The following is a 13,335-nucleotide window of genomic DNA, read 5'->3' on the forward strand; positions in this document are numbered from 1 at the left end:
ATCGTAGGTCGGATAAGCGCAGCGTCATCCGACACTAATCTACCCGAATAACCATCCCGTCAAACCCGGCTTCGCACCCTTCGGGTAACGCATTCTCCATCAGCCAGCAATCGAACTGGTGGCTGATATGGGTGAGGACCACACGCGTGCAGCCGATGTGTTTATTTAGCTCAATTACGGTATTCAAATCGCAATGGTTTTTCGGGGTCTGCGTGCGCGGCTCATGGCTGCAATCAATCACCATCACCTGCGGCTTGTTGTTGGCCAGAAACTTCAGCGTTTTTTCCGGCAGGCCTGCGGTATCGCATAACCACGCGACCCGGCTGTGCGGGGTTTCAAACAGATAACCGAGTGTCAGTTTGGAATGGTTGAGCGGCACGGGCGTGACACGCAGCGCTTGCAGGGTAAACCCAACAAACGGTTCAAGCGTGTGGCTGAAATCGAGAATGCCAGGGTGTTTAAACAGATCGTCGCAACCTTGTTCATCGGCAGGGCCGTAGACCGGGATTTTCTCGCCCACGCCCCAGCGCAGCGGAAATAAACCCTGCACGTGGTCCATGTGGTAATGGGTCAGCAAAAACTGCTGAAATTCCGCAGGTTGCCAGTGGTCCATTAAATCGGGAATCCCGGCATCCAGCAGCGTCACCGCTTCGTTAAACTTCACCACTGCGCTGCAAGGCTTACGGCGATATTGCGGATTATTGCGAGCACGCTCGCAGGCGGCACAAAAACAGCCAAAAGCAGGCACCAGTTGTGCGCCGCCCGTTCCGCTAAGGGTTAGTGTCAGGCTCATTCAGTGTCTCCACTGGCTTGGTAAACCGAAAATGGGTCTGCTGATACCCTTCGCGCAGATAAAAACGATGGGCGTCCAGGCGTTTGGTGCTGGTGGAAAGCTCGGTCAGCTCAGCTCCGGCAGTGCGCGCCTGTTGTTCCGCCCAGGCCATCAGCTTGCTGCCCACGCCGTATCCCCGAGCTTGCGGCATCACCACCAGTTCCTGAATTTCTCCCACCCAATTCACATGGTGCAGATGAAATTGCAGCTGCAAACCCACCATGCCGACCACTTCGCCATTGAGCAGCGCCAGATGGTAATGCACATTGCGTTCTGCGAGGTTTGCCGCAAATCCATTATTAAATGCCTGGCGATCAAACTGGGCCTGTTTGAGTTCGCAAATCAGCCTATATACGGCATCGCTGTCAGCAGCGGTTGCGGGACGTAATTCGACGATATGCTTTACCTCAATGACATCAGACATGGCGCGGTTCCTTCGGACGAAAATGGACGATGTTCGTGTTGCGTCGGTTATTCACCAGACGCATAAACGATAAGACAGACTCTGCCAGACTGCCATCGTTGTTAAGTATCAGACATTCGTCCAAATCCGGTGCGTAGAAGGCGGCACGTTGCAGGCGTTGCTCGATTTGTGGTGCAGTTTCGCGGCCGCGAGCTTCAAGACGCTTGCGCAAAACGTCGGTTGAAACATGCAGACAAATTGGCACTAACGCCTCGCCATAACGCGCTCGCGCCTGTGCTAAATGCTCGCGCGAGCCGTTCACCACCACGTCGAAGCCGGAGTCGAGCCAGATATCCAGCTCGATGCCGATGCCGTAACTTTGGTGATGGGCCTGCCAGCACAGGGCAAACAGACCCTGTTGCTGGCGCTGAGCGAACTCCTTTTCACTCAGCGCGATATGGTTTTCACATCCGGCATCGGCAGCGCGGGTGATGTAACGGTGCGCCACCAGTAGTTGATTATTCTCCTGCTGGCGCAGTGCCGTCAGCAGGCTGTCTTTCCCGGAGCCAGACGGCCCCATCAACCAGACAATTTTGCTCATCAGAACACCCGTATTCCCTGACGCCAGACATGGCCGACGTGAACGTGGTCACCGTGAAGATGCGCCAGTACCATATCGGCACGTTTGCCTTCTGCCAGCACGCCACGGTCATCGAGATTCAATGCGTTGGCCGGGTTGCGCGTCACCAGTGCCACCGCTTGTGGCAGGGTGAAACGGTTTGATTCGTCGCTGGCGACGCGGAATGTAGCATCCAGCAAACTCGCCGGGTAATAGTCGGAAGAGAGAATATCCAGTAGCCCGGCTTGCGCAAGCTGATGCGCCGCCACGTTACCGGAATGCGAGCCGCCGCGCACAATATTCGGGGCACCCATCAACACGCTCATTCCATGCTGATGCGAGGCCTGGGCGGCTTCAAGCGTGGTGGGGAATTCGGCAATCACAATGCCCAGCTCGTGGGATTCTGCAACGTGAGCGCGGGTGGCGTCATCGTGGCTGGCAAGCGCGATATTGCGCGCGCGGCACTCGGCGGCAATCGCCAGGCGGTTGGGCTGTGACCAGCGTTCAGCCAGTGCTAACTGTTCAGCTTCGTAGCTGTCCATGTCGGCATCGTTAAGCTGATATTTCCCCTGGTAATATTCGCGATATTTCACCAGGTTTGCGAACTGGCGCTGGCCTGGTGAGTGGTCCATCAACGACACCAGCGACACGCCGCTACGTTCAATCAACTGCTGGAACAGCGGCAGTGTGGTGTGGTGCGGCAGTTCGCAACGCAGATGCAGGCGGTGCTCGGCGCGGTTCATACCACGCGCCTGGCTGTCCATCACTGCGTTAATCATCTTCTCGAGGTTATCCAGACGGTCGCCACCGTCGCGTACATCGCCCAGCGCCACGGCGTCCAGCACCGTGGTGATACCGCTTGCCACCATTAAGGCATCGTGGCTGCTCATCGCTGAGTGCGCAGGCCAGTCCACTTTCGGGCGCGGGGTGAAGAATTTATCGAGGTTGTCGGTATGCAGTTCGATTAACCCCGGCAGCAACCAGCCGCCTGCGCCATCTTGCGCTTGCGGTAGCTGGCTTGGGCTGTCGGCAAAATTACGAATTACGCCGTCGGCCACTTCCAGCGAGCCGTTAACCACTTCATTTTCCAGCACCAGTTTGACGTTGTTAATGATCATTTTTAGCCTCAACGGTTGCCATATTGTGCAGGCGGTCTGCGACCAGGTTGCGCACGCTTTCGTCGTGGAAAATCCCGACCACTGCCGCACCGCGTGCTTTGGCTTCCAGAATCAAATCCACCACGGCGGCGCTGTTTTTCGCATCCAGTGAGGCGGTCGGTTCATCGAGCAGCAAAATTGGGTAGTCGACGATAAAGCCACGGGCGATGTTCACGCGCTGTTGTTCGCCGCCGGAAAACGTCGATGGTGCCAGGTTCCATAAGCGTTCTGGCACATTCAGGCGAGTCAGCAGCATTGACGCTTTGTCTTCACAGACGTCACGTGAAACACCCAAATCCAGCAGCGGTTGCATCACCACTTCAAGTGCTGAAATACGCGGGATGACGCGCAAAAACTGGCTCACCCAGCCAATGGTCTGGCGGCGCACTGCTAGCACGTCACGCGCTGGAGCCTGCACAATGTCCAGCCACGCGTCGTTATGTTTGACCCAAATATGTCCCTGGTCAGGCAAATAGTTGGCGTACAGCGAGCGTAAAAGGGTGGATTTTCCGCTGCCGGAATGGCCGTGCAGCACCACACATTCGCCGGATTCCACTTCCAGCGAGGCATTCGCCAGCACTGGCAAACGGATACCGTGTTGATGGTGTAACACAAAAGTTTTGCTCAGGTTTTCAACCCGTAATCTGTACATATTGGTTCCTTAAAACGTATGCCATGACGTCGGATGACGGCTTCGCCTTATCCGACCTACAGGTGTGCAGTGTGTATTTTTCGTAGGTCGGATAAGACGCGTTAGCGTCGTCATCCGACAAATGTCAATTTTGCAACACTGATGACACCAGCAACTGGGTATACGGGTGGTGCGGGTCGTCCAGCACGCGGTCGGTCAGGCCGCTTTCCACCACTTGTCCTTGCTTCATCACCAGCAGGCGGTCTGCCAGTAAACGCGCCACGCCCAGGTCGTGGGTGACAATCACTACCGCCAGATTCAGTTCGCGTACCAGGCCGCGCAGCAAATCGAGCAGGCGCGCTTGTACGGAAACGTCCAGCCCGCCGGTTGGCTCATCCATAAATACCAGTTTCGGATGCGTCACCAGGTTGCGGGCGATTTGCAGACGTTGCTGCATGCCACCGGAAAACGTGGTCGGTAAATCGTCGATTCGCGAGGCCGGGATTTCCACCTCTTCTAACCAGCGCTCGGCGGTAGCGCGAATGTCACCGTAGTGGCGCGCACCGGTCGCCATTAAACGCTCACCGATGTTGCCACCTGCCGAAACGTGGCGGCGCAGGCCGTCCATCGCGTGTTGATGCACCACGCCCCATTCGGTGCGCAGCAAGCGGCGGCGGTCGCCTTCGCTCATGTCATATAAAGAAGAATCGAGGTACACCACTTCGCCGTTTTGTGGGGCGAGGCGGGCGGAAATCGACTTCAGCAGCGTGGTTTTACCCGAGCCGGATTCGCCAACAATGCCCAGCACTTCACCCGGGTAAAGCTCGAATGAAACATCGCTGAAGCCTTTGCCCGGCGCGTACAGATGGGTCAGGTTATTGACCGAAAGTAAGGGTTGAGTCATGAACTTGCGGCCTCGCTGTTCTGGCGGCAGAAATCGGTATCGGAGCAGACGAACATGCGGTTGCCCGCATCGTCGAGCACCACTTCGTCAAGGTAACTGTGTTGCGAGCCGCAAATCGCGCACGGCTCTTCCCATTGCTGGACGGTAAACGGATGGTCGTCAAAATCGAGGCTCTCGACGCGGGTATACGGCGGCACCGCGTAGATGCGTTTTTCGCGCCCGGCACCAAACAGTTGCAGCGCGGGCATCATGTCCATTTTCGGGTTGTCGAATTTCGGGATTGGCGACGGGTCCATCACGTAGCGCTCATTCACTTTCACCGGATAGGCGTAAGTGGTGGCGATATGGCCGAAACGGGCGATGTCTTCATACAGTTTCACCTGCATCACGCCGTACTCTTCCAGCGCGTGCATGGTGCGGGTTTCGGTTTCGCGTGGTTCAATAAAGCGCAGCGGTTCAGGGATTGGCACCTGGAAAATCAGGATCTGATCTTCAGTCAGCGGCGTTTCCGGGATGCGGTGGCGGGTCTGAATCAGCGTGGCATCGGCAGTGGATTCGGTGGTCGCCACGTTAGTCACACGCTTGAAGAAGTTGCGAATCGATACCGCGTTGGTGGTGTCGTCTGCGCCCTGGTCAATCACCTTCAGCACGTCGTTTTCGCCAATCACGCTGGCGGTAATTTGAATACCGCCGGTTCCCCAGCCGTACGGCATCGGCATTTCACGCCCGCCAAACGGCACCTGGTAACCGGGGATTGCCACGGCTTTGAGGATCGCGCGGCGCAGTGTGCGTTTGGTTTGTTCATCCAGATAAGCAAAGTTGTAGCCGGAGAGTGCCTTAGTCACGATTACGTTCCTTTTGCAGACGTTTAAGCAGTTCCAGTTCGGCCTGGAAGTCGACGTAGTGCGGCAGTTTCAGGTGCGAGACAAACCCGGCGGCTTCGACGTTATCGGCGTGAGCCAGCACGAATTCTTCGTCCTGCGCCGGGCCTGCTACGGTTTCGTCGTAATCCGGTGCTTGCAGCGAACGGTCAACCAGCGCCATGGCCATCGCTTTGCGTTCGCTCATACCGAACACCAGCCCGTAGCCACGGGTGAAGTGCGGGTCTTCATCAACAGGTGCTACAAAACCGTTGACCATTTCGCATTCGGTTACCAGCAGTTCGCCGATGTTGACCGCAAATCCCAGCTCTTCCGGCACAATTTCCATGTCGACATAACCACTGCGAATTTCAGCGGCGAACGGGTGGTTGCGGCCGTAACCGCGCTGAGTCGAATAGGCGAGAGCCAGCAAATAACCTTCGTCGCCACGCACCAGTTGTTGCAGGCGCGATGAACGTGAGCACGGGTATACCGGCGGCTGGCGGGTGATGTCATCGGGTTTTTCGCCGTTATCTTCTTCCGCTTTTGCCAGCCCCTGTTTCGCCAGCAGACTGAAAACGTGCGGTGCAGGTTCGGCGTTGTCATCAGTCGTTTTCAGTTCTGGCGTTTCACCGTTTGCCAGCAAAGTGAAATCCAGCAGACGGTGGGTGTAATCGTACGTCGGGCCAAGTAACTGGCCGCCAGGTACGTCTTTGTAGACCGCGGAAATTCGGCGTTCGAGACGCATCTCCGCGCTGTTCAGTGGCTCGCTCACCGCCAGGCGTGGCAGCGTGGTGCGGTAAGCGCGCAGTAGAAAGATGGCTTCAACCATGTCACCGCTGGCTTGTTTAAAGGCGAGTGCCGCCAGTTCGCGATCCGCAATACCGCCTTCGGTCATCACGCGGTCGACCGCCAGCCCAAGCTGTTGCTCGATTTGCGCGACGCTCAGCTCACTCAGATTCTGATCGCCACGGCGATTGTGTTCCTGCAATTGGTGGGCGGCGGTAATCGCCTTTTCGCCCCCTTTGACGGCTACGTACATCAGCACACCTCCACGTGAGTGGTGCGCGGGATGGCCAGCAGGCGCTCGCCGCAGGTGAGGATTAAATCAATGCCCAGCGGGAACGGGTGCGGGCGCTCGGTCAGTTCGTCAATCACGCAGTCGGGCAGTTGTGGGGCGATCATCCGTTCTTCGAGAATGCCCGCGCCGGTTAAGCGCAACATGCGGCCGCCGCTCAGGCTCGACACCTGCAAAATCAACGTGGCGCTAGTGTCGGGTGCCACGTCTGTTCCCTGCGCCAGAGCGTTAAGTTGCTCAGCGGTAATGGCGCTATCGGCAACGGCAAACTGTGCGTGTTCCGGCGTCTGGGAAATCGGGGTGTTGGTATGGAAGCGGACGTTTTGCAGCGTGACGTCATTGCTTAACGCTTCGCTAATCCACACCGGAGTGTCGTTGTCGGCAAGCGTCAGCAGCACGCTGGTGGAGGCGATGTTTAGCGGTTTCCAGCCATGTTGCAGTGAATGCAACGCCACGATAACGCCTGGCTCGCTCATCGCTTTTAGCAGGCGACGGAAGCTCTGTTGGGCGTCCTGCACGGGCAGGTTAAAAGCGGTCATCAGGGTCATGCGTTATCTCCGCGAACCAGAGTGAAGAAGTCGACTCGGCTGCTGTTAATTTGGGTGCGACGGGCGGCCAGGCGTTGCTCGCGGTTGGCGGCTAGCGGTGCAATTAAGGTTTCTTGTAAAGTCTGGAACTGCACTTTTTCTTGCATCAGCGCATCGATGACAGCACAGCGTTCGGCGTGGGCTTTATCGCGCCCTGAAAGGTAGCTGTAACCGTAAGTACCATTGGCAAGCTGAACCACGGCGCGAGTCAGGGTGGCGTCTCCGGCAAAGAAGCGTTGCCCGGTGCCGCCCATGCGCGCCTGGATTTGTACAAGTCCGGTTTCGGACTTTCGAATTACTTGATATTCAGGATTTAGTTTCAGTTCTGCCCAAAGTGCGGCCAGTTCTTGTGGCTGGCTGTGGGCGAGCACGGCCATCCACTGCTGGCGCTGTGCGATGTCAATTTGCGGTGCGTCCATTTAGTGCTCCATGGTGAATTCAATCATGTCGGCGCGGGTCAAGCTGACGGAGTATTCCGCCGGATTGATTTCGCCTTCACGGTGGTTGAGAGTGCGCACGCAAAGCAGCGGAGCCATGTTGGGGATTTCCAACTGGCGGCTTTCTTTAGCCTGAGCGCGGCGTGCGCTGATGCGTGTTTGGGTACGTTTAAGGCTGATGCCGAGCTGGGTTTCGATGATGTCGTGCAGCGAACCGTGGTTGAACTGTTGCAGCACCGGCCACCACGAAAGATCAGCAAAGTAGTGGTCAATCAGGCACACCGCGATACCGTTGACGCGGCGTAAGGTGCGCAGGTGAATAATGTTTTCACCCTCAGTGACGCCGAGCGCGTCTGCGACATGGCTGGAAGCCGGGCGCAGTACTGCGAGTAAGCGCTCACTGGTGGGGTGGCTTCCCTGGTCGAGCAGGTTCTGGCTAAAGCGGGCTTGCGCATTTAGCGGGTAGTCAAACGGGCGCATCAGCACTAACACACCAATGCCCTGACGGCGCTGCACCCAGCCTTTTTCCACTAACTGATCGATGGCGCGGCGCAGCGTGTGGCGGTTTACGGCGTAGTGTGCAGCCAGTTGGCTTTCGGCTGGCAGGTAATCGCCGCAGTGGTAATTTTTACGCAGCTCCTGCTCTAGCAGCGCGGCGATTTCCTGGTAACGTGTCGGGTAACTGGTCGGATGTCTGGATAAGTGCATTTTCAGTCAATCCTCTGTGTGGCATTTACGGCGGATGACGCTGCGCTTATCCGCCCTACGGAAAAGAGTGGCCATCGTCATCACCTAGATAAAGTGCTTACGCAGTCGTTGCGACATGAAATCCAGCAGGCTGACGGTGACGATGATGATGATCATCAGCGCACAGGTTTGCTGGAACTGGAATCCACGAATCGCTTCCCACAACGTCACGCCAATCCCGCCTGCGCCCACCATGCCGACCACCGTTGCCGAACGGACATTCGACTCAAAGCGGTATAGCGAGTAGGAGATAAGCAGCGGCATCACTTGCGGCAGCACGCCGTAGAGGATTTCTTCAAGTTTGTTAGCGCCGGTTGCGCGGATGCCTTCCACCGGGCCGGGTTCGATGGCTTCCACGGCTTCAGAAAGCAGTTTGGAGAGCACGCCCGTGGTGTGGATGAACAGTGCCAGGACGCCTGCGAAGGGGCCGAGGCCGACGGCGACCACGAATAGCATCGCAAACACCATTTCGTTGATGGCACGGCAAGCGTCCATTAAGCGGCGCATTGGTTGGTAAACCCACCATGGCACCAGGTTGTCGGCACACATCAGGCCGCAGGGAATGGAGATAACGATAGCCAGTGCGGTGCCCCAAACGGCGATTTGCAGGGTGATAAACATTTCCCCCAGGTAATCACGCCATTGGCTGAAGTCAGGTGGGAAGAAGTCGGCCGCGAAGGTGGCCATGTTGCCGGAATCTTTAATCAAAGTGAGCGGTGCCATTTCCGCGCCTTGCCAGGAGGCTACGAGGACCGCTAACAAAATCGCCCAGCTCAGTAGCGAGAACCAGCTACGTTTTGGTGCGGCGATTTGAATGGTTTGCTGCATGGAGTGCTCCGTTGGTTTGTGCTTCTTTGCCCTCACCCCAGCCCTCTCCCTCAGGAGAGGGAGAAAACCGGTCTGTCCCCTCTCCTGAGGGAGAGGGTGAGGGCCTGAGGCGATTACTGAACTGCTTTATTCACGCTGGTCATCGCAGACAGTGCGGCAGTCAAACGATCCAGGTCGCTAAGTTGGTTTTGCAACTCGCTGACCTTCAGGGTTTTGTCTTTCTCATCCATGCCTTTGTTGTCCTTCACACCCTGCATCTGTTTAAACAGCGCCAGCTGGCGAATCGGCACCAGTTGCAGGTCGCTGGATGGACGGAACGGTGCCCAACCCAGGCGGCTCAACATTTCTTTCTCTTCCGGCGTTTTGCCGTAAGTCATAAAGAAGTCGTAGATTTTGTCTTTGGTGTTTTCGGACAGGTTTTTACGCCATACGATTGGGTCGCCCGGAATCAGTGGCGATTTCCAGATGACCTTCAGTTCTTTCAGTTTGTCTGGTGCAGAGGATTTCAGTTTTTCGAGGTTTTCGGTGTTGTTGGTTGCCACGTCGATTTGCTTATTCGCAACCGCCAGGGCGTTGGTTTCATGGCTGGCATTCACCGAACGTTTAAATTCGTTCACCGAAACGTTGTTCTTGGCGAAAACGTAGTAGCCTGGGACGAGGTAGCCAGAGGTTGAGTTCGGGTCACCGTTACCAAACGTCAGGTCTTTACGTTTTGCCAGCAGGTCTTGCAGGTTGTTGACTGGGCTGTCTTTGTTAACGATTAGCACGCTCCAGTAACCCGGAGAGCCATCTACCGCTACGGTCTGCGCAAACACCTGGCCGTTAGCGCGGTCTACCGCTTCCATCGCCGAAAGGTTGCCGTACCAGGCAATATCAACCTTGTTAAAGCGCATGCCCTGAATGATCCCTGCGTAATCCGGTGCGAAGAAAGCGTTCACTTTCATGCCCAGTTTTTTCTCCATGTCCTTCAGGAACGGTTCCCATTGCGGCTTCAGGTTTTGTTGCGATTCGGTGGAGATAATGCCGAAGTTCAGGGATTTTTCTTGTTCATCCGCATGGGCTGCGTTGAACAGGGCGCTAACGCTCAGCAGGCTGGTAAAGGCTAGTGCTTTTACGGCTTTGTAGCTCATGACTGTTCCTTGAGGTAGATGACAAATTTGTTAGGCAGCGACCGCATCAACGCGAGCCATACTGCGGTAAAGATTTCCCAGCCGTTCGTTGTCGAACGCCGAACTGCTTCCGTCGTAGAACACATGGCCCTGGCGCAACGCGACAATGCGTTCGCAGTAGCGCAAGGCGTAATCCACCTGGTGCAGCGTCACCACCACGGTGATGCCATCCAGACGGTTAATGTCGTGCAGTGTTTCCATCACGATGCGTGCGGATTCCGGGTCGAGTGAGGCAATCGGCTCATCGGCGAGAATCACTTTTGCTTGCTGCATCAGAGCGCGGGCAATTGCCACGCGCTGTTGTTGCCCACCGGACAGGGTGGAGACACGTTGATGAGCAAACTGAGTCATGCCGACGCGGGTCAGTGCCTGCAACGCACGTTGGTTTTGTTCGCGGGTGAACCAGTTAAAACAGGTGCGCCAGAACGGCGTGGAACCCAGTGCGCCAATCAGCACGTTTTCCAGTACTGTCAGGCGGTTTACCAGGTTGAATTGCTGGAAGATGTAGCCGGTGTGCGCGCGGCTTTTACGGATGTCGCTTGCCAGACGGCCCGCTTTTTGGACGGTGCGGCCGAGCAATTCAACATGGCAATCGGCTGATTTATCAGAAGTAATCAGGCCGCTAAGATGGCGTAAGAGGGTGGATTTGCCTGAGCCAGACGGCCCCAGCAGAGCGACCATCTCACCTTCGTTGACTTCAAGATCGACGGCATTTAGCGCCTGATGCTGGTTGAAGGTTTTGCTCAGTTTGTTGACGCGAATAATGTTTTGCATCACAAGGCTCCTTAAAAAGTTGCCTCATGGTGCCGATGAAGTGTGACGATTTTGTTAACGTTATATTTCGATATGATGAAGAGTGAGTCACAGCCTGGAAGTCATCAGGCTAATCAACTATTTGTCGTATTGTGAGTCGCTTCGTTTTTGTATTTCCTTACTAGTACCCGTCGGTCATTGGGAAGGCAGCGATGAGCAAGAATATTATTTTTTGTGCCGATGGCACATGGACCGCTCCAGGTGTAGAACCAAAAATTGATGATGAGACTGTAGCCAGTAATGTTTATCAGTTATTTATTGATTTGAAAGGCGTTGTTGACCAGCAGAGTTTGTTGTTAGCCAATGAGCAAGAAAAAGTGCTGACGGATAACAGCGGCAATGTGGTGCAAGTGGCGAAGTATATTTATGGCATGGGCGATCCGCATAATGGCCTGGTAAAACGGTTAAGTGGCGTATTTGGCGCGAATTTGATCGTGCCGATCCTGCGCGGCTACACCTTTATCAGCCGCCACTGGCAAGCGGGCGACAGGATCTATTTGGTGGGGTTTAGCCACGGTGCTTATACCGCGCGGGTACTGGCGGAGATGATCATCGATCGTGGGCTATTAAGCCGTGAAAAGCTGAATTTAAACCTGCGCAATAAAGAAGAAGCCTGGCGCTTTGCCTCATCGGTGTGGGCACAGTATCTGGCCCATTCACCAGAAATGAGCCCCAGTCTGTTAGGCAGCGTGGTACGCGAGTTGCCGGGTTTTTTTTGCGACAGCGTCGACCCAACCTGCATTACGCGTCCGTCTTCCATTGAAGCGGTGGCGGTGTGGGAAACGGTCGGACAGATGGGCATTCCTAAATATTTCAATGACAAGCGTTACAACGTTTTCCGCTTTAATAATACCGAGCTGCATCCAAGGGTCAAATATGGCCTACAGGCGTTGGCGATTGATGAACAGCGCGTCGATTTAGCCCCGGTGCTGTGGGACAACCGCGATCGTATTTTGCAGGTGATGTTTCCCGGTATTCATCAGGATGTCGGCGGGGGGTATGACAATACTGGTGAGGATCGTAGTTTGTCGAATGGCGCGTATTTGTGGATGCACGATGCGCTCGACGATTTGGGGATTAATCTCGCCCCCAGCGACGTCGCGGCTGACCCGCTCGGGCCGCTGCATTGTGACTGGTATCCGCCAACCCGTTATTTGCGCATTTTGCCGCGCCAACTTCCTCCGCCAGTGACCTCATCAATGATGGTTCACCATTCGGTTATTGAGCGGTTGACGGGCGGTTCAGAATTGCCGCAGCAGTCGGCGGTGACCGGGGAATGGTTGGCAGGGCCTTACGTTCCGCAGCCGTTACAGGACTATTTGCACGGGCAGGGCGCAATCCCAATCAGCTGGGCGATTGCACGTTAGGATTAAGGGGCTGGCGCCTGTTATCGCAGGCGGTCGCCCCTAAAACTGATTACATCGGTTTTTCGACGTTTACCATCCACGGAATGCCAAATTTGTCGGTAAACATTCCGAAGCCTTTCGCCCAGAATGTTTCGCTCCACGGCATAGTGACTACGCCACCGGCGGAAAGGTTATCAAACCAGCGTTTTCCTTCAGCAACATCTTGACTGGAAAGACTCAGCGCATAGCCAGCGTGCTTCGCTTTATCGGAATCCATCATATTGCCGTCGCTCATCATCACGTCGCCGCCGCCAATGCGGACGTTAGCGTGCATGATTTTATCGTCTGGCCAGTTAAAACCGCTGTTGCATCCTTCAGCCGACTGATTTTGGTCTTTTGGCATTTCGCCAAACGTCATTTTAAACAGCAATTCAGCACCCACCGCTTGTTGATAGAACGCGATTGCTTCTTCGCAGGTGCCGTCAAAAAAGATGTAGGGTCCAACAGACATAACTTATTCCTCTTATACACGGAGTGCAGAAGAAGTGTAGTTGCGGCGAGTGGGGCAAGCCAGGCGGGGGGGAGTGGTTTTTCAGCCTCTTGTGGGGGGAGGTGTCTCTTATACGCATCTTTGAAGGGCGGCCCCTGCCGATCCGGAGAAGGTTCCGTTCACCAGGCGAAAGTGTATTTATGTCGCTACCGAACCGGTGAACGTCTTAGGGGGGCCACTGTCGCCCCCCTAAGAACCCGGACTCCCGGCAAATAAATCGCCGCAAGCGGTAAACCTCCATTTAGCCTCCGTGTCAGGGTCGGTTGCGATTCGTTCCCGACGATCGCGCCCTCCAGCCGTTCCCGACGGCTGGACCCTGCCACCTGGAGTCAAAATGGAGGCGATTTAAGCCGGACCCGAAATTCAAAGTCAAA

The 13,335-nt window shown here is 55.7% G+C and carries 16 protein-coding genes; 1 reads left to right on the forward strand and 15 read right to left on the reverse strand.

From position 1 onward, the window contains the following. Positions 1-34: 34 nt before the first annotated feature. From phnP to phnC, 14 genes are all read right to left on the reverse strand, one after another. Positions 35-793 carry a phosphonate metabolism protein PhnP gene (gene phnP, locus MES37_RS20710; protein ID WP_237932565.1) on the reverse strand — a complete coding sequence of 253 codons (759 nt, stop codon included), beginning with the start codon at positions 791-793 and terminating at the stop codon, positions 35-37. Then, entirely contained in the window at positions 771-1,256 is a 486-nt protein-coding gene (phnO, locus tag MES37_RS20715) for an aminoalkylphosphonate N-acetyltransferase (protein WP_064541089.1), read from the reverse strand. Before phnO ends, phnP begins: the two co-directional genes overlap by 23 nt. Next, positions 1,249-1,836, reverse strand: a complete 588-nt coding sequence (gene phnN, locus MES37_RS20720; RefSeq protein WP_133523032.1) for a ribose 1,5-bisphosphokinase — start codon at positions 1,834-1,836, stop codon at positions 1,249-1,251. Before phnN ends, phnO begins: the two co-directional genes overlap by 8 nt. Continuing rightward, on the reverse strand, positions 1,836-2,972 hold the full coding sequence (gene phnM / locus MES37_RS20725; RefSeq protein ID WP_064541082.1) for an alpha-D-ribose 1-methylphosphonate 5-triphosphate diphosphatase: 1,137 nt from the start codon (positions 2,970-2,972) through the stop codon (positions 1,836-1,838). The genes phnN and phnM overlap by 1 nt, the downstream gene beginning before the upstream one ends. Next, positions 2,962-3,663 carry a phosphonate C-P lyase system protein PhnL gene (gene phnL / locus MES37_RS20730; protein ID WP_064541079.1) on the reverse strand — a complete coding sequence of 234 codons (702 nt, stop codon included), beginning with the start codon at positions 3,661-3,663 and terminating at the stop codon, positions 2,962-2,964. Before phnL ends, phnM begins: the two co-directional genes overlap by 11 nt. A gap of 124 nt (positions 3,664-3,787) precedes the next feature. Then, positions 3,788-4,546, reverse strand: a complete 759-nt coding sequence (gene phnK / locus MES37_RS20735) for a phosphonate C-P lyase system protein PhnK (RefSeq protein WP_064541076.1) — start codon at positions 4,544-4,546, stop codon at positions 3,788-3,790. After that, on the reverse strand, positions 4,543-5,391 hold the full coding sequence (gene phnJ, locus MES37_RS20740; protein ID WP_064541073.1) for an alpha-D-ribose 1-methylphosphonate 5-phosphate C-P-lyase PhnJ: 849 nt from the start codon (positions 5,389-5,391) through the stop codon (positions 4,543-4,545). The genes phnK and phnJ overlap by 4 nt, the downstream gene beginning before the upstream one ends. After that, positions 5,384-6,448: a carbon-phosphorus lyase complex subunit PhnI gene (locus MES37_RS20745; RefSeq protein ID WP_133523031.1), complete on the reverse strand. Its 1,065-nt coding sequence runs from the start codon at positions 6,446-6,448 to the stop codon at positions 5,384-5,386. The genes phnJ and MES37_RS20745 overlap by 8 nt, the downstream gene beginning before the upstream one ends. Beyond that, on the reverse strand, positions 6,448-7,032 hold the full coding sequence (gene phnH / locus MES37_RS20750) for a phosphonate C-P lyase system protein PhnH (protein ID WP_064541067.1): 585 nt from the start codon (positions 7,030-7,032) through the stop codon (positions 6,448-6,450). Before phnH ends, MES37_RS20745 begins: the two co-directional genes overlap by 1 nt. After that, a complete protein-coding gene (gene phnG, locus MES37_RS20755) occupies positions 7,029-7,490 on the reverse strand; it encodes a phosphonate C-P lyase system protein PhnG (RefSeq protein WP_064541064.1) in 462 nt (153 codons plus the stop codon). Before phnG ends, phnH begins: the two co-directional genes overlap by 4 nt. Further along, a complete protein-coding gene (phnF, locus tag MES37_RS20760; RefSeq protein WP_064541062.1) occupies positions 7,491-8,216 on the reverse strand; it encodes a phosphonate metabolism transcriptional regulator PhnF in 726 nt (241 codons plus the stop codon). It abuts the gene before it with no gap. Positions 8,217-8,300: 84 nt separating this feature from the next. Then, complete coding sequence (gene phnE, locus MES37_RS20765; RefSeq protein WP_064541059.1) at positions 8,301-9,083, reverse strand: phosphonate ABC transporter, permease protein PhnE; 783 nt, start codon at positions 9,081-9,083, stop codon at positions 8,301-8,303. A 113-nt stretch (positions 9,084-9,196) separates the two neighbouring features. Then, positions 9,197-10,213, reverse strand: coding sequence for a phosphonate ABC transporter substrate-binding protein (gene phnD / locus MES37_RS20770; RefSeq protein WP_064541056.1), 1,017 nt, complete (start codon positions 10,211-10,213; stop codon positions 9,197-9,199). Positions 10,214-10,243: 30 nt separating this feature from the next. Next, complete coding sequence (phnC, locus tag MES37_RS20775; protein ID WP_064541053.1) at positions 10,244-11,026, reverse strand: phosphonate ABC transporter ATP-binding protein; 783 nt, start codon at positions 11,024-11,026, stop codon at positions 10,244-10,246. A gap of 191 nt (positions 11,027-11,217) precedes the next feature. Here phnC and MES37_RS20780 point away from each other — a divergent pair, with 191 nt between their 5' ends. Further along, positions 11,218-12,432, forward strand: a complete 1,215-nt coding sequence (locus MES37_RS20780; RefSeq protein ID WP_121814497.1) for a phospholipase effector Tle1 domain-containing protein — start codon at positions 11,218-11,220, stop codon at positions 12,430-12,432. Between the two features lie 49 nt (positions 12,433-12,481). Here MES37_RS20780 and yjdN read toward each other — a convergent pair whose 3' ends face one another. Then, the gene (yjdN, locus tag MES37_RS20785; RefSeq protein WP_064541045.1) at positions 12,482-12,922 is read right to left on the reverse strand and encodes a VOC family metalloprotein YjdN; all 441 of its coding nucleotides are present in this window, start codon (positions 12,920-12,922) and stop codon (positions 12,482-12,484) included. Positions 12,923-13,335 lie beyond the last annotated feature (413 nt).

Origin of the sequence: Buttiauxella sp. S19-1, from assembly GCF_022134725.1 — a bacterium.
GTDB lineage: Bacteria > Pseudomonadota > Gammaproteobacteria > Enterobacterales > Enterobacteriaceae > Buttiauxella > Buttiauxella ferragutiae.